This window comes from Xanthobacter lutulentifluminis (genome assembly GCF_043194675.2).
In the GTDB taxonomy this organism is placed as follows: Bacteria; Pseudomonadota; Alphaproteobacteria; order Rhizobiales; family Xanthobacteraceae; genus Xanthobacter.
The window spans coordinates 228,736-245,194 of record NZ_CM195525.1; the positions used below are offsets into that span (position 1 = coordinate 228,736).

A 16,459-nucleotide genomic window follows, 5' to 3' on the forward strand; every position below is an offset into this window, starting at 1 on the left:
GGCAAGGCTACGCCATATGACGGAGAACACGTAGACCAATCGCTCGCGGTCGATGTGGAATCCCGGCGACTGGACAAGATCCGTGCCACCTGAACTGCTGAATCGCCGCCAGATCTAGGGGTCGGACCGAGGCAACGTCCACTGGAGCCGTGATTTCATGCCGGATGCGCAGGACCGCGCCAGCATCGGCCCGAGATTGCCGCAACAATCGCAGCGGAAACCGTGGTCGCCTGAGGCCACACCTCAATTGCGGGCTCTCTCACGCGGGAGGAGGAACCGGGCGCAGGTCGGCTTCTGCGGCCAGACGGTTGCATCTCCCTCGGCCACCGCACGGCTTCGCGGGAGCACAGCGCCTCAGGCCCTGCGCGCCATGCTCTAGCGCCTGTCCGCGCGGCGCAGCAGGCGGATCTGCAAGGCCGCGGTCCGGGCAGAGATGAAATCCTGCAGCCACGCCAGCACGCCAAGCCGGAGCCCCGGGGCGGACAGGAAGCGGCCGCGTTCGGCCGCCGCGACCATGTGCCGGGCCACCGCCTCCGCCGCCAGCACCGGCCCCGCCCCCGCGAAGGGCGCGATGGCGGTTGGGCGGCGTTCGGCCTCGTAGGCGAGCTGGGGGGTATCCGTATCCGACGGCACAGCCAGCGTGACCGAGACGCCGGTCCCCGCCAGCTCCACCCGCAGCACCTCCGCCAGCCCGCGCACGGCGAACTTGCTGGCGCAATAGCCGCCATAGCCGGCGATCCCGAACAGGCCGGCGCCGGAGGAGACGAGCACCACGCGCCCCCGCCCGGCCGCGACCATGGCGGGCACTGCGGCGCGGACTGCGCCGGCGGTGCCCATCACGTTGACGGCCAGCTGCGCCTCGGTGCGCGCGAGATCCTGGTCGAGGAAGAAGCCCGGCTCCACGATGCCGGCGGCGGTGACGAGCCAGAGCGGCGGCCCCCCCTCGGCGATCAGGGATTCGATGGCCGCGGTGACGGCCGCCCCGTCCGCCACATCTGCCTGGCGGGTCATCACGCCGCCGGCGCCGCTCGCCGCAAGGCGCTCCGCCGCTGCTGCGAGACGCGCGGAATCGCGTGCGACGAGGGCCACGCGGCAGCCCTTCCGGGCCAGCAGCCCGGCAACCGCCAGCCCGATTCCGCTGGAGCCGCCGGTGATGATGGCCAGTGGCCGTGCAGCCGCGTCCAAACCCCGATCCTCCCCCGTCCCCGATGCCGCCAGCCCCGCTCCCGGGCGCCGCGGACGTGCAGCGCACTTAAATGCAATCTGCGAATGTTGCAGCGAAGCAACGCTCCCTTAAACGTTGTATCCCTAGATCGCACTGGCCTGCGTCGCCATGTATAACGGCGGCAGGTCTCGTCGGCATAAAGAAGCGGAATCGCATGAAGGGCTGGGTCGGGCTGCTGGCGGCTGGGTTGATTGCCGGCGCAACGAATGGTTGCACTGTTCTTCCCTCGTCGGGGCCATCCCGCGTCGAGATCGAGATGGCGCAGCCCGAGGACGATCAGCGTTACCTCCTCGTCGACGTGGACGACCGCACCCTTTCCCTGCTGGCGCAGCAGCGCCCCGCAACCTTCGGCGGCCGGTTCGGCGATTATCGCCCGCCCTCCCGCTATGTGGTGGGCGTGGGCGACGTGCTCTCCGTCACCATCTGGGAAGCGGCGGCGGGCGGCCTGTTCTCCGGCCCCATCATCGACCGCCTCGGCACCGGCTCGCGCAGCGCGGTGATTCCCGAGCAGCAGGTGGCGCAGGACGGCTCCATCACCGTTCCCTATGCAGGCCGCATCCCCGTCGCCGGCAAGACCCCCTCGCAGATCGAGCAGGCGATCGTCGACCGCCTCGCCGGCAAGGCCATCGAGCCGCAGGCGGTGGTGGTGGTGACGCGCGGCGTCTCCAATTCCGTCACCGTGCTGGGCGAGGCCACCAACGGCGCGGTCGTGCCCCTCTCGCCCCGCGGCGACCGGGTGCTGGACGTGATCGCCGCCGCCGGCGGCATCAAGGTGCCCGCCCACGAGGTGTTCGTGCGCCTGAGCCGCGGCGGCACCACCGTCACCCTGCCCATGCAGCGGCTGCTCAACGATCCCAAGGAGGACGTCTACGTCCGCCCGCTGGACAAGATCGTCGTGATCCGCGACCCGCAGACCTTCACCGTGTTCGGCGCGGCCGGAAACCCGACCATCGTGCCGTTCGATGCCGTGGGCATCACGCTCGAGGAAGGCGTCGCGCGCGTCGGCGGCGTGATGGACAACCGGGCCGACCCCTCCGGCGTCTACCTGATGCGGCTGGAGCAGGTGCGCTTCGCCGCCCAGCTGCGGCCCGACGCCCGGCCGCTGGAAAGCAACGGCTACGTGCGCGTCATCTACCGCTGGAACATGCGCAACCCCAATTTCGTGTTCCTCGCCCGCGGCTTCGAGATCCGCAACAAGGACGCGATCTACGTCGCCAACGCCCCGCTGGCCGACATCCAGAAGATCACCTCGCTGTTCAGTTCCGTCGCCGCGCCTGTGGTCAGCACGGCGGCGGTGGTCCAATAGGCGGGTGGCCGTGCTTTCCCCGGCTCGCCCGCGCGGCACGCTCGCCGCCGAGGACACCGGGACGGCCAAGGTTCCCGCCCCCCGCGGCCGGAGGCTGGGCCGCATCCTGTCGCCCGTCGCCGCCAACCTCGCGCGCTTCCTGCCCGCCGCGTCCCGCACCGAGGCCGAGGCGAGCCGGCCGGCCTTCCCCGCCCCCCCGCGCCCGGCCCGCAGCCGGCTGACGCGGCTGGACGTCGCCATCCTCTCGTTCGCAGTCGGCGTGGTCCTGCCCAGCGTCGCGACCCTGATCTACCTCACCGCCTTCGCGGCCCCGCAGTTCAAGTCCGAGACCCGCTTCGTGGTGCGCGGCAACCTGGAGACCGTGGCCGGCGGCTCCAGCCCCGTGTCCGCCGGGGGCGTGCCGCAGGTGCCCAACACCCAGGAAGCCCGCGTGGTGGTCGACTTCCTGCGCAGCCGCGCCATGGTGGATGCGTTGCAGGAGCAGCTGGACCTGCGGCGCGTGTTCGGCATCTCCGCCAGCGACCCGGTGTTCGGGCTCTCCCCCACCGCCGGCGTCGACGACATGGTGGCCTACTGGAACCGGCAGGTGAAGGTGAGCCTGGAGACGCTGTCCGGCGTCATCCGCGTGCAGGTGCACGCCTTCAGCCCGCAGAGCGCCGCGATGGTCGCCGCCGCCGTGGTCCGCGAGGCCGAGGCCGTCACCAACGAGCTCACCAACCGCAACCGCGGCGACCGGGTGCTCCAGGCCGAGGCCGAGGAGCGCGCCGCCTTCACCGAGCTCGCCGCCGCCCGGTCGGCGCTGGAGGAGTTCCGCAACGCCCAGGGCACGCTCGACCCCACCCGCACCGCGCTGGACAGCTTCGGCATGATCGCCAAGCTGCGCGACCAGCGCTCCAGCCTCAACACGGACATCTCCGTGGCCCGTGCGCGGTTGGACGAGGATTCGCCGGTGGTGCGCGCGCTCCGGGAGCGGATGCGCTCGCTCGACGAGAAGATCGGCGCGCTCGATGCCGAGCTGCTCGGCGCCGGGCAGGCCGCGGCGGGCACCAGCGCCAACCTGAAGGCCGCCGCCGAGATGGAGGTGCGCCGCCGCCTCGCCGAGCAGAGGCTGCGGCAGGCAGAGGCGGAACTGCTCGACGCCCGTGCCCAGCAGGGGCAGAAGCAGGTCTATATCCTCACCTTCATGGCCCCCACCCTGCCGATGGAGACGGACTTCCCCTCCCCCCTCACCGGAACGGCGGCGGTGGCCGGCATCCTGTTCGCGTTCTGGGCGGTGGTGACGCTCTACGTCGGCAGCGTCTACGCCCGCACCCGATAGCGGGGGTCCACGCGGAGGGACACGCGCTGGCGTGCCGACCACCGGGCGAAGCCGTCGCCGGAGTGATGGACGGGACGCGCGACGTGCGCTGATCGCGCCTGCGCCCGGCCGGACAGCGCCCTGCGAGAGAGCCTGGGCCCGGACGCACAGCCGGAGCAGGCAGGCGCGCCGATGCGGGCCGGCACCCGACGACCGCACGGGCCGGACCCGCGCGCAGGCCGGGCCCCGGCACACCCGGACCGGGGGGCGGCCGGATCAGGAGGCGGCCGGCTCCACCACCGCCTCGTCCACCGCGGCGTCGGCGCGGCGGGCGGCCTCGGTCAGGTCGGAGAAGATCTGCAGGTCGGCGGAGATCAGGTCCTGCACCACCGTCCAGCCCCGCACCATCTGGGCCAGCTCGCCCACCTGGCGGGAGGTGGCGAGCGATGGCAGCGGCGGCAGGTCCAGCTCCAGCACCGCGCGCAGGGTGGCCCAGTAGGCCTCCTCGTCGCCGGCGAGCCCCACCACGTCCATGTCCGCCAGCGTCTGCAGCGCCTGCTCCACGGCCGAGGATTCGGGGTTCTCGTCCGAGCTGCGGCAGGTCAGGAGCCGCGCCAGCGGATTGGACAGCTGGGCGCGCTCGAACGGCGTGAGGGTGCCGAGCCAGCCTTCGATGTCACCCATCTGCGTCACGTCCGCCCGGGCAAGGCTGTCGACCAGCGGGCGGAAGGCATCGGCGAGGACGGAATAGGCGAGGCTGGGGGATTTCACCGCCCAGCGCAGGGCCAGAAGCTGCTCGGCCATCTCCTCGAACGGATCGCGCACCAGCACCGAGCACTTGAAGCCGCGATCCTTCAGCAGCGGCTCGTAGGCGCGGAAATAGAGCCGGCCGGAGCAGAAGATGGAGGGCGTGAAGGCGATGCCGATGATCGCCCGCGCCGCCTCTTCCGGCACCCGGTCGAGCCGGGTGAAGGCCATGTGGAACAGGTCCTGCAGCGGCTCGGTCATGCCCACCTGCGGCACGAGGCGGGTCTCCAGCCGGAACAGCTTCAGGTCCGCCTTCGCCGCCGGCGGCCGGCGGCGGTAGATGCGGATGTTGGTGGCCTCGTCATAGAGCTCGAGGTCGCTCGCGCCCTCGATGTCGGCCAGCACGTGCTGGTCCACCACAAAGCCACAGATGCCGGTCTCGTGCAGGCCCTGCTCGCGCAGCAGCGGGCGCAGCACGGTGGCGCGCACCACCTTGCGCATTTCCCCGCCGGTGAAGACGGCCACGTGCGGCGTGCTGGACGGATTGTCCGGCATGATCCAGCCGACGACCCGGCTTCCCGCATCCTCGTCGATGCTGAACAGCACGCCCCGGCCCCCTCAGCGGCGATGGTCGCGGATGACCGCGACCAGGATCATGGCATTGATCCACAGGATGGTGCCGAGGGTGAAGACGAACAGGCCGGTCTTCCACCACACCGGCTCGGATGCCGCGGCGGGCAGGCTCGGCGGCACGAACACGTTGACGAAGGCGCTCTGCGCCCGCGCGCGCCGTTCCGCCTCCTGCAGGCCGGCGAGGGCGATGGACTGCATTGTCTCGGCGAACCGCACCTCCAGCTCGGCCTCCTCATAGGCGGCAAGCGCCTCCACCGCCGTGCCGCCGGCATCGGAGCGGGCGAGGCGGGCCCTGAAGTCGGCGATCTCCTTGTCGAGCGCCTGCACCCGGTCCTTCAGCACGCCCAGCGTCGGCCCATCCGGCGCGGAGAGGCGCTGCAGCGCGCGCATCTCGCGGTCGGCGGCGATGCGCTCCTGCTCCAGCCGCAGCAGGCTCTGCGCCAGCGCGTCCGCGGCCTGCACCGGATCGATGGCCCGCCGGCTGGCCCGCCACTCCTGCTGGCGCACCAGCGCCTCGGTGTAGCGCTGGCGGGCCCGGTCGAACTGGTCCTGCGCGCGGGCCACGGTGTCGGCGCGGGTGCCGGCGACGATGTCGTTCAGCAGCGTCTCGCCGTCCTTCAGCACCCGCTCGGCGATGGCCTGCGCCTCCGCGGCCGAGAAGGCGCGCACCCGCAACAGGACGATCTCCGAGCGCCGGTCCACCGCAGCGGTGACATGCCGGTTCCAGTAGCGCCACGCCTGCTCCAGGCTGGCATCGGCGGAGAGCGCCGAGAGCGGATCGATGCCGGGGCGGGCGAACGCGGCATGAAGCACTCCGTCCTTCTGCATCCGGGCCACGAAGGCGCGACTGGTGATGTAGTTGACGAGGATGAAGGGCGCCTGCGCCTGCGAGGAGCCCCCGGCGCTGCCCAGCAGCCCGGCGAGGGCGCTCATGGCGCCGGCGATCAGCCCCTTGGCATCCGGCCCCTGGTCGCTCACCGTGCGGCCGGCGAGGGATTCGCGGATGGCAAGCCGGGCCTCCGAGACATAGACCGGGGTCGAGACCAAGCCCGTGAAAAGCGCGGCGATGGCCGCCGGCAGCACCACCAGCACCGCGAAGGTGATGCGCAGCAGCTGGAACCACCGGGCCGAGGCCGTCGCCCCCGTGCCGTAGGTCCGCGGCAGCCGCTTCCAGCGCAGCACCGGCCGCACGAACGGCAGCACGGCGAAGGCGCGGCTGCGCTCGATGAGGACCCGGATCGGCGGGGCGACGGGCAGCCCGGCCATGTCAGCGTGCCCTCAGGACGACCACGTCCTGGAAATCGTGCAGCGCGCCCTCGCCGATCGCCACCACCTCGAACCGGGCATCCCAGTGGCGGCGCACGTAATCGGGCGAGATGAAGGTGATGCCGTAGTCATAGGCATCGCTGGAGAGGTGGCCGTCCTGCCGAATGAAGCCGTAGCCGTGCTCCGCGAACCGCTCGCGCGCGGCGGCGAGCTCCTCCTGCGGGATCGCCAGCATGGCGAAGATGTGCTCCTCCTCGATCGCCCGCCGCAGCGCCCGCGCGCCGTGGATGGAGAGGAACAGCAGCGCGCCCGGCCGTGCGACCCGGGCGAGCTCGCCGAGATAGAACAGGTGGTCCGCCTCGCTCAGGTGGCTGAAGACGGAGATGGACACCACCGCATCGAAGCTGCCGTCGGCGAGGGGAAGGGGCGCGCGCGGCTCGGTGGCCACCGCCTCCACGTGATCGAGGTGCTCGTCCACCCAGGCGATGTGGCGCGCGTCCACGTCGAGCCCCACGTAGCGGCCCCGGCAGCCGCGGAACAGACGCGCCAGCCGCCCCACGCCGACACCGAAGTCGAGGATGTCGCCGATATCGGCGAGCCGCACCGGGCTGAGGCGGGCGAGCGCGCGCATGAAGTCCACGCCGTGGGAGGCGAAGTGCGCCGGGTCGGTCAGGCCGGTGGTGTTGTGCATCAGCTCGGCCGGAGGGAACGGCGCGACCTCCTCCGTGCCCGCTGCGCCGGGCGGCAGCAGGTTGCGGGCGAGCCACCCCTCGAAATCCCCGTCGATGCCGACCGCCGCGGCCGGAACCGCCGCGCGCAAGCCTGTCCTCTCCGCAGCCATCGTCCCCGTCATCACCCCGCCGTACGCTCCAGCGCGCGCGCATAAAGCGCCGCCACGTCCTGCACCATATGGTGCGAAGTTCGTTCATAATGCGTCATCGCGCTCATGTCGCGGGCAAGGCCGGGCTGCTCCGCGAACATTGCCAGCCGCGCCGCGAGCGCCGTCACCGAGCCGGGGGTGAAGGTGAAGCCGTTGCGGCCCGGCTCCACGAACTCGGTCATGCCCTCCACGTCCGCCACCAGAACCGGCGTGTGGGTCGCCAGCGCCTGCAGCAGGATGAGGGGGCTGTTCTCCACCCAGGTGGAGGGAATGACCAGCAGGTCCATCTCGCCCAGCACGGCCGCGATGCGGTCCAGCGTGAAGGTGCCGCGGAAGGTGGCCTCCAGCCCCTGGGCGAGGCCGCGGACACGGACTGCATAGGGCGGATCGAGCTTCTCGTCGCCGTAGATGTCGAGCGTGAACGCCCCCGCCGGATGCCGGCGCAGCGCATCCAGCAGCAGGTGCAGGCCCTTGTGCTCCGCCAGCTGGCCGACGAAGCCCAGCCGCACCGGACCCGCGGCGCGGACCGGCTTGGGCGCGCGGTCGATGTCGATGCCGAAGCGGCTCAGCTCCACCGGCACCGAAATGCCGCTGCGCCGGTAGGCATCCTGCATGAAGCGGGTGGGAACCAGCGCTCCGGCGTAGGAGGCATAGGCCGCCGCGAGGTGGGCCGGGCGATCCTTCAGCGCGCGGATCATTTCGGTCCACGCGGGCACCAGCCCCGGCAGCCGCGCCACCACCGGCGGAAGGAGGCGCGAGCCGACCTGTCCGGTCACCCCGGCACGCGCCGCATCGTCGCCGAACAGCGCGCAGGCCACGCAGTTCGATCGCGCCGCGTTGGGCCCGGCGCAGAGGCGGCCGCGGATGTCGCTGAGCTTGTTGGTGTAGCAGAAGCCGAAGAAGTCGGTGAAGCTCGCCACCGTCGGCAGCCCGAGCCGTCGCGTCACCTCGAGCAGCGCCGAGGTGTGGTTGATGAGGTGGCAGACGTGGACCACGTCCGGCGCGATGCCGCGCAGGATGCGTTCATGCACCGCCCGCAGGGCCGGCAGGCCGTAGGTGTCGCGTAGCCCGGTGTTGGGGTGGACGTTGCGGTCGATGCGGATGACCGGGATGCCGTCGAAGGTGTAGCGCTCCACCAGGCCGGGCTGCGCCGGCTCGCCAGGAAAGGTGGCGGTGACGACGACCGGCTCGTGCCCCAGCGCCGCCAGCTCGCGCGCTACTGTCCGAGTATAGCTTTCCGTACCGTAAAAATGTTCGGGATAGTAACAATGGACGTAGAGCGCGACCCGCATTCCGCTTCCAGTTCGCTGCGCAGCTCGCCGAGCAGCAGCTCGATGCCCAGATCGAGGGTGATGGCGGGGGTCCAGTCCAGCCGCTCGCGGGCCCGGGACACGTCCAGCACCGAGGCGGACACGTCGAAGGTGCGCGCCGCCGCCCGCTGGACCTCGATACGGCGGCCGAGCGCCGCCTCCAGCTTGCCGATCACCTCGATGAGCGAGTGGCCCACGCCGGAGCCGATGTTGATGGGGCCCGGCACCGTCGGGCGCATGGCCGCGGCGATCAGGGCATCCACCACGTCGTCCACGTGGACATAGTCACGCACCACGCCGCCGTTGCCGAACAGGCTGATGGCCTCGCGTCGCAGGGCGGCGCGGGCGAACAGCGTCACCGCGCCGAGGCCCTTGTGCTTGTGCTGGCCGGCGCCATAGCAATTGCCGATGCGCAGGGCCACCGCGTCCAGCCCGTAGAGGGCGCGGTGCTTCTCCAGATAGTGCTCCACCATGAGCTTGGAGATGCCGTAGGCGCTGACCGGGCGGGTGGCATGGGTCTCATGCACCGGCAGGCCCTCCGCCGGGCCATAGACCGCGCCGCCGGAGGAGGCGAAGACGATGCGCAGGCCGGGCACGCGCCGCGCCGCCTCGAGCAGGCGCACCGTGCCGACCACGTTCTCGATGATGTCGCGCGCCGGATCCGGGTCGGCGCTGGCGGGAATGGTGGACCAGGCGAGATGGTAGACGGTGGTCACGCCGTCGAGCAGCGCGTCCCAGTCGGTGCATGTCGCAAGGTCAACGCACTTCCAGCTCACGCGCGGAATTGCCGGCAGGTCCCCCATGCGCCGCGCGGTGGCGACGATGCCGACGGACTGCCGGGACAGCCGCGCGCACAGGCGCTGACCGATCAGCCCGCTACCGCCGACAATCAGAGATGTCATTCCCCCAACCCCTTGGAAGTCCCGCATCTCTCCGCTGGGTACGGCAGGAATCTATCCATACCGACACCGGAATAATACGAAACTGTACCTACATTCCCAGCTTGAGGTTTGATGAAGCGCAATTTCTCAAAATGCAAACCGCGCCGACATCTATCCAAGCCCCGACCTTTTCCATTCTGGACCAGAGCGTGACCCAACGCCAAGCGAAACCCGCTGCGCCGCACAACAAAGATACGGGTATTGCAGGAAGGTCACACCTCTGGGTAGAGGCGGGCGGGGGGAAAGCCCGGCATCAGGTCCGCATCAAGGCCCAGGGCTTCCGCATAGATGCGTCCGTAGGCGGCAATCATCCCGTCCAGCGCGAACATGGGCGCGCGGGTCCGGTTGGCGGCGCCGAGGGCCGCCAGGCGTTCGCGGTCGTTCAAAAGGGAGACGACGATGTCGGCCAGAGCGTCCCGCGATGCGGCGAGCGTCTCCTCCCCGCCCAGGATCTCGGGCAACGCCCCGACCCTGTATCCGGCGACGGCCTGCCCTGCCGCCATGCCGAACGGCGTGACCTGACCGAAGCTCTCGCGCACCACCGGGGCCACGAACAGCCGGAACCGCCGGTAGAGGGCGGGCAGCGCATCGAACGGCACCACGCCGGTGAACTCGAAATTCCCGCGCACACCCGCCTCCCGCGTGCGGGCATGGAACACCGGCAGCAGCGTGCCCCCGCCGACGACGATGACCCGCGTCGACGGCCGGCGCCGCACCACGTCGATGAGCGGCAGGATGGAATCGGCGTCGAGCTTGTCCGGGTCCAGCCGGTACACCATGCCGATGGTGTCCTCCGCTCCCGGCTCGAACGCGCCGGCCGAGAAGCGGTCGAGATCGATGCCCGGGTGCACCACAATTCCGTTGGCCACATCCGGCGCGAACTGCCGGCGGATGTAGTCCGAAACGAACACGTAGGTGCGGATCGCCTCGTCGCGCAGCGGCGGCACCGGGGTGTTGACGTTCTCCACAAGGACGGCGGGCGTGGCACGGGCGGCGGCGAGAGCCGCCTCGTACCAGGGCTGGTCGCCCTCGCCCCAGTAATGAAAATGCACGAGATCCGGCCGCACCGAGGCGAGCAGGTTGTCGAACGCGGCGCGCGGGCTGCCGAGCGGCACGTGGTGCAGCACCATGCCCTCGTGCCGGCCCACCGGCGGCAGCCCGGCCGTGACCACCTGCATCTCGTAGCGGTGGCCGAGCCGCTCCAGCAGGTCCACCACCAGCTGGGTCGATCCACCCACGTAGACGTTCGGGATGACATGCAGCACGCGCGGCCGCACCGCCAGCGGCGGATGATGCGGCCGCACACGATAGACAACCGGCTGAAGGCCGAAGATGAGCCCCCCGAAATCCCGCGCGAGATGGCGCGCAGTCGCCACCGGCCGGCGCCTGAGTCGCCAGCCGCCGCGACCGTCGGGCACCACTTCGGCGCCGGCGATGATGCCGGACTGCGCCAGCTCCGTCAGATAGCGCCAGGAAGGCCCCGGCGCGGCGATCAGCTCGCCGAGTCGCCGCAGGGGAAGCGGCAGCGGGATGCCTCCGGCAAGGCTGCGGCGGCCATGGATCTGCTGCACCATGTGACCGACGAGATTGGCGTGCTCCTGCATGGCCGCGAGCTGCGCGGCGAGCGCCGCCTGCCCCTCCAGCAGGGCGGCCGTCTGCCGCTCCAGCCCCGCGACCTGCGCGCGCAGGGCCTCCACCGCGGCATCGGGCGCGCCCCCGGCGGCCTCCTCTGCCCTCCCCTCCCCGGCTGCGGCGGAGCCGGGGCGCGCGGGCGTGCGGGCAAGGTGGTCTGGGGTCATCTGCTGCGATCGTCCGGGGGATTTTGTGGCCTCGCCACTACTCGTTAGGATAGACATGGAAGACAACCGAAGGCTAGAGCACCCCGCTCCGCACGCCGGTACCGGGCGGCGCCCGCCATCCACGGTCGCCGCGGTGTGGTGCCGGCCAGAAAAGCTGAACGCCGGGCGCTGCCCGGGCTTGAGGACGAGGTTGGCACGTTGAACCGCAATGTCGCATCGGTGGAGCACCTGCCGGCGCAGCCCGCCTCTACCGAGGCGCTGGTGCGGCGCAACGCGCGCTTTCGGGAGGAGCTGCGGCGGCAGGCGCGCGAGGCCCGGCTGCGGCAATCCGCCGTCCGCCCGGCCAGCTCCGCCTTCTGGAGCGCGGAGGTTCAGGCCCTCGCCGCGTTCCGCCTGCCCCTGATGACCAGCTTCATCGCCATCGTCGTGATCCCGTCGGTGCTGGTGGCGATCTATTTCGTCTTCTTCTGCTCCAGCCAGTACCTCTCGGAAGCGCGATTCGCCGTGCGGACCGCGGAGCACTCGGGCATCGAGAACCTCGCCGGCGCGGGGGCGTTCCAAGGGCTGTCGGAGGTGCAGGATTCGCTCATCATCGCCAATTACGTGAAGAGCCTCGCGGCGGTGGCGGCCCTCGACGAGCGCGTCGGCCTGCGCCGGCTGTTCTCGCGGCCGGAGATCGACCCCATCTCCCGCTTCAACCCGAACCGGCCCATCGAGCGGCTGGAGCGCAGCTGGCGCAGCCAGATCGATACCGCCATCGAGACGCCCTCCGGCATCATCACCGTGAAGGTGTGGGCGTTCTCGCCGGAGGATTCGCTGAAGATCGCGCAGGCCATCGTCGGCCTCAGCGAGGACATGGTGAACAAGCTCGGCGAGCGCGCCCGCAAGGACGCGGTGGCCCAGGCCGAGGCCGAGCTGGCCCGCGCCGAGGCGCGCCTGCGCAAGGCGCGGGCCGCGGTGCGCGACCTGCGCAACGAGGTGGGCGTCATCGACCCCGCCCGCACCAACGAGGGCATCGCCAAGCTGCTCGGCGACCTCGAGAGCGACCAGGTGCTCATCGACCAGGAGCTGGCCACCGCCCGACGCACCCTGAGCCCGGACGCCCCGCAGTTCGGCCTGCTGGAAGCCCGCCGCCAGGCGATCCGCGAGAACATCGCCACGCTGAAGGCGCGCCTGACCACGCCGGCCGGATCGGCCGATACCCTCTCCGCGGTGATGACGCGCTACGACACCCTCGACCTCGAGCGCCAGATCGCCGAGCGCCAGTACACCGCCGCCGCCGCCGCGCTGGAGCAGGCCCGCGTGACCGCCGAGCGGCAGGGGCTCTATCTCGCCAATTTCGTGAAGCCGGTGCTGGCCCAGGAGAACGATTGGCCGCACCGCTTCTGGATGCCGGTGGCGGCGGCGCTGCTGTTCGCGCTGCTGTGGCTGGTGGTGGTGTCGGCCTTCGAGCTGATGCGCCATCTGAAGAGCTGAGCGGCGCCATGATCGTCACCGACCGGCTCACCAAGACCTACTGGACCCACCTGCGGCGCAAGGTGGTGCTGAAGGATGTCTCGGTCACGCTCGACCCGCGCGTAAGCTACGGCCTGCTCGGCCAGAACGGCGCCGGCAAATCCACCTTCCTGAAGCTGATCGCCGGCACCGAGGCGCCCACTTCCGGCCGCGTCTACCGGTCGGTCCGCCTGTCCTGGCCGCTCGGATTCGCGGGGGGCTTCCACCCGCAGATGACGGGGCGCGAGAACATCCGCTTCCTCGCCCGCGTGTACGACTGCGACATCGCCGAGGTGACCGAGTTCGTGGAGGACTTCTCCGAGCTCGGGCGCGACCTCGACATGCCGGTGAAGACCTATTCCTCCGGCATGACCTCGCGGCTCGCCTTCGCCGTGTCGATGGCGGTGGAGTTCGAATTCTACCTCGTGGACGAGATCACCGCCGTCGGCGACGCGCGCTTCCAGCTCAAATGCGCGCGCGCCTTCGCCGAGCGCCGGGCCCGGGCCGGCATGATCATGGCATCGCACTCCACCGGCACCATCCGCGACTACTGCACCGCCGGCATGGTGCTCCAGCGCGGGCGGCTGATGGTGTTCGAGGACATCAACGACGCCATCGAGGTCCACCGCCAGGCGATGGAGGCATGAGCATGTCCCCCTCCCCGCCCACCCGCTTCGCCGGCGAAAGCTGGCGCACCGCCCTCTCCATGCACGCCCGCGTGGTCGGCGCCGTCATCATGCGCGACCTGCAGACACGGTTCGGCACCGGCTATTTCGGCTTCCTGCTGGGGCTGCTGATCCCGCTGGCGCATTTGACGGTGGCGATCGCCGTCACGACCATTCTGGGCCGCCCGGCCGCCATCGGAACGGACGTCCCGCTGTTCCTGATGACCGGCGTGCTGCCCTTCGTGGTCTGGCTGTACGGCCACCGCCAGATCATGCAGACGCTCGCGCAGAACAGGTCGCTGCTCTATTTTCCCGGCGTCGACATTTTCGATCTGTTCGCCTCGCGCGCCATCCTGGAGATCGTGACCGCAACGCTCGTCGTTTTCATTGTCCTCGGCACGCTCGCCGCGCTTGGCCATCAGCCAACAGTCGCGAACTGGCAGGGCTTCATTGTCGCGCTATCGCAAGCCTGGCTTTTTGGCATCGGCACGGGGCTGGTGTTCGGCTCCATAGGTCCGCTTGTTCCGCTCGCATATCTGTTCGGCAACGTTCTCGGCCCGATTTTGTGGGCGGTATCGGGTATTTTTTTTCTCCCGGACTCAACGCCCGACAAAGTACGCGATCTCTTGATCTACAACCCCCTATGTCAAATAATAGATTCATTCAGAACGGCGTATTATGCCGAATACTATAGCACTTTCCTCGATCAGACCATGCTAAATTCCGCTCTGATCTGCCTCGTCCTGACCGGAATGACCATACTTGCGCTGATGAGAAGAGTAATATGACCCCAGTCTCAGGTGAGGGTGGCGCATGACGATGGCGGTGGTTTGCCTTGGATACATGCAGAGCGCGGCAGGGGCTGCGCTGCTGGCACACTATTTTGACCGCATTGCAGATGTTTACGTGCACGTCGACGCAAAGTCAGATGCTGCGCCATATGAAGCCGTGGCCAAGCTGAATGGCAACATAACCCTGTCTGAGCTTCGTTTTCCCATCTTCTGGGGCGGGTTCAATACCGTGAAGGCCTGCGTTGCGACCATCGAGCAGGCGCTGCGGACCGCGAACTATGACCGGATCGCCTTTCTTACCGAAGACACCATTCCCCTCATTCCTAAAACCGAATTCCGAGAACGCATGTCTGACGACGTAGAGTGGATTCAAATCTACCCCACGTCAGATCCCAAATGGATCGCCAGATACGAGAATTACTTTTACCTTGATTCTTTCGCAACGAACCCTCGCACGACAGAACGCCTCGACCGCGCGTGGACACCTGAGATGATCGCGACGATCAAGCGCATGGAGGCATTGCAAAAAACGGGAAAAGCGCAGTTAAATCCAATGTTTGACGGCGGAACGTGGTGGTGCCTGACGCGCGCGCAGGTCGACAAGTTCATCGCAAGCTATCACAGCGACGCCCACCTCCGGGAGAGCTTCGAATTTTCGGCCATTCCCGAAGAGCAATACATCCACACGGTCATTGGCCCGCTGCCCCGAACGAAGGCGCTTGTATTCACGGACTGGACACGAACTCCGCGTCCTTACATCTTTCGATCCGTCGCAGAAATAAGGGCCGCGAACACCCGCGACACCCCCATGCTCAGAAAGGTTGCTGTCGGCAAACCTGAAATAGAGGACTTCGTGCGAGACCTTGCGGCGCGCTAGAAGACTGAAGACCGGTGCCAGCCCGGCCGCGTTCAGCCCCCCGGATGCGAGATGGGGGCGCCATAATCCTTCACGGCGGCGTCAAAGCGCTCCAGCAACGTATCGGAAAAGCAAGGCTCGAAAAGCGGGGACGGCCGATTCTTGTGGTAGGCAAGATAGGCGTGCAGCTCGCTTTCCGCTGCAGCAAGGTAGGCTTCCACGTCGAATGGCGTATCGGGCAGAACATTGCCTGACGTAAGCAGTTGAACAATCACTGCACGGTCCAGCAGGCTGACGCCGAAATTCGGCAGCGGCTCATGACTGCCCGTTCGCCCCACAGCGGTCCCGAGATCCGGCCCGCACACGAGCCCGTGAAAGACCTTGGAGCGAGCCCGCAGAACATCCATGAAGATGTGCATGTGATTCTGACGCCTGCCCACAAGAAGACAGTTTTGGATCGCCGCAGTTCCCAGGACTTCGGCGCCATGGCACGCAGAACCCTCGGCGAAGATCACCGTCTGAGCGCTCGCATAAGCCTTCACCTGATTGGCGTAGGGCAGCTCCTCGGGAAATATGTACCTGAACCCTGCCGTCGCGAGCCATTGCTCGAGATATTTCTCTCCGAGAAACGATCCACCGTGAGGGATGCGCGAGCGGGAGACATATATCCTCTCGGCCGTCACCTGATCGGGCGTCAGCTCGGCAAGACGCGCCGGTGTAAACTGAGCGAGAAGGTCGGTGTAGCCTGGCTTGGGGCCACCGCCGAAATCCGAGCCTGCCTCAACCACGAGAAGCTCTTCGACGACCGTATCCTTGTTGATGATCCGAAGACTCTCACCGTGGAGCCCGAAAAAATCCAGAACGGCGCTGATATAATCCGGAATCGTCGCGGCTTCGCCACTACCAAGCGGCGCCACGAACAACAGCGGCCAGTCCGGCTGCAGCTGCCTGCCTGGTATGATCCGGTGCATCATCTCGGCGACGAAATGGCCGAAATGATGGTATACTGGTCCGCCATAGATGAAGCGCCCCGGCAAGTAGGCGGAATAGTCGGCGTCCTGAGCAGCGGCATCGCAAGGCTTTCGATATCGGCTGTGGCGCAGCGGCGACACCGTGGGATCCTCGGGATTGTCAAAAACCACGCCACCGACAAAGCTCAGGACCGGCTCGCGGAACGCCTGCACCTTGGCCTGCTTCAGGTACGCGTGTTTGATCTCAGCCATTTCATCTCCGAACATCGGCATAGCCG

Annotated in this window: 14 protein-coding genes; 6 read left to right on the forward strand and 8 right to left on the reverse strand. The window is 68.8% G+C overall.

The genetic code is table 11. The features are described from left to right. Positions 1-375: 375 nt before the first annotated feature. The gene (locus V5F49_RS01065) at positions 376-1,185 is read right to left on the reverse strand and encodes an SDR family NAD(P)-dependent oxidoreductase (protein WP_394116374.1); all 810 of its coding nucleotides are present in this window, start codon (positions 1,183-1,185) and stop codon (positions 376-378) included. A 296-nt stretch (positions 1,186-1,481) separates the two neighbouring features. On the opposite strand from V5F49_RS01065, the gene V5F49_RS01070 reads away from it, so the two are divergent. Further along, the gene (locus V5F49_RS01070; protein ID WP_394116373.1) at positions 1,482-2,531 is read left to right on the forward strand and encodes a polysaccharide biosynthesis/export family protein; all 1,050 of its coding nucleotides are present in this window, start codon (positions 1,482-1,484) and stop codon (positions 2,529-2,531) included. Positions 2,532-2,541: 10 nt separating this feature from the next. Further along, complete coding sequence (locus V5F49_RS01075; RefSeq protein WP_394116372.1) at positions 2,542-3,849, forward strand: KpsE/RkpR family capsule polysaccharide export protein; 1,308 nt, start codon at positions 2,542-2,544, stop codon at positions 3,847-3,849. Between the two features lie 255 nt (positions 3,850-4,104). Here V5F49_RS01075 and V5F49_RS01080 read toward each other — a convergent pair whose 3' ends face one another. From V5F49_RS01080 to V5F49_RS01105, 6 genes are all read right to left on the reverse strand, one after another. Then, positions 4,105-5,181, reverse strand: coding sequence for a hypothetical protein (locus tag V5F49_RS01080; protein ID WP_394116371.1), 1,077 nt, complete (start codon positions 5,179-5,181; stop codon positions 4,105-4,107). Positions 5,182-5,193: 12 nt separating this feature from the next. Continuing rightward, complete coding sequence (locus tag V5F49_RS01085; protein ID WP_394116370.1) at positions 5,194-6,474, reverse strand: KpsE/RkpR family capsule polysaccharide export protein; 1,281 nt, start codon at positions 6,472-6,474, stop codon at positions 5,194-5,196. Between the two features lies 1 nt (position 6,475). Next, the gene (locus V5F49_RS01090) at positions 6,476-7,294 is read right to left on the reverse strand and encodes a class I SAM-dependent methyltransferase (RefSeq protein ID WP_394116369.1); all 819 of its coding nucleotides are present in this window, start codon (positions 7,292-7,294) and stop codon (positions 6,476-6,478) included. Positions 7,295-7,326: 32 nt separating this feature from the next. Continuing rightward, entirely contained in the window at positions 7,327-8,646 is a 1,320-nt protein-coding gene (locus V5F49_RS01095; protein ID WP_394116368.1) for a glycosyltransferase family 4 protein, read from the reverse strand. Beyond that, a complete protein-coding gene (locus V5F49_RS01100; protein WP_394116367.1) occupies positions 8,571-9,566 on the reverse strand; it encodes an NAD-dependent epimerase/dehydratase family protein in 996 nt (331 codons plus the stop codon). Before V5F49_RS01100 ends, V5F49_RS01095 begins: the two co-directional genes overlap by 76 nt. Before the next feature lie 251 nt (positions 9,567-9,817). After that, entirely contained in the window at positions 9,818-11,404 is a 1,587-nt protein-coding gene (locus V5F49_RS01105; protein WP_394116366.1) for a glycosyltransferase family 4 protein, read from the reverse strand. 198 nt (positions 11,405-11,602) lie between these two features. Between V5F49_RS01105 and V5F49_RS01110 the strand changes: the two genes are divergently transcribed. From V5F49_RS01110 to V5F49_RS01125, 4 genes are read left to right on the forward strand one after another with little or no spacing between them, the layout of a single operon-like run. Continuing rightward, the gene (locus V5F49_RS01110; protein WP_394116365.1) at positions 11,603-12,880 is read left to right on the forward strand and encodes a KpsE/RkpR family capsule polysaccharide export protein; all 1,278 of its coding nucleotides are present in this window, start codon (positions 11,603-11,605) and stop codon (positions 12,878-12,880) included. 8 nt (positions 12,881-12,888) lie between these two features. Further along, positions 12,889-13,545, forward strand: a complete 657-nt coding sequence (locus V5F49_RS01115) for an ABC transporter ATP-binding protein (RefSeq protein ID WP_394116364.1) — start codon at positions 12,889-12,891, stop codon at positions 13,543-13,545. Then, positions 13,542-14,351, forward strand: a complete 810-nt coding sequence (locus tag V5F49_RS01120) for an ABC transporter permease (RefSeq protein WP_394116363.1) — start codon at positions 13,542-13,544, stop codon at positions 14,349-14,351. The genes V5F49_RS01115 and V5F49_RS01120 overlap by 4 nt, the downstream gene beginning before the upstream one ends. A 25-nt stretch (positions 14,352-14,376) precedes the next feature. Then, complete coding sequence (locus V5F49_RS01125) at positions 14,377-15,231, forward strand: beta-1,6-N-acetylglucosaminyltransferase (RefSeq protein ID WP_394116362.1); 855 nt, start codon at positions 14,377-14,379, stop codon at positions 15,229-15,231. A 32-nt stretch (positions 15,232-15,263) separates the two neighbouring features. On the opposite strand, the gene V5F49_RS01130 is transcribed toward V5F49_RS01125, so the two are convergent. Next, entirely contained in the window at positions 15,264-16,433 is a 1,170-nt protein-coding gene (locus tag V5F49_RS01130; protein ID WP_394116361.1) for a glycosyltransferase 61 family protein, read from the reverse strand. Between the last annotated feature and the right edge of the window lie 26 nt (positions 16,434-16,459).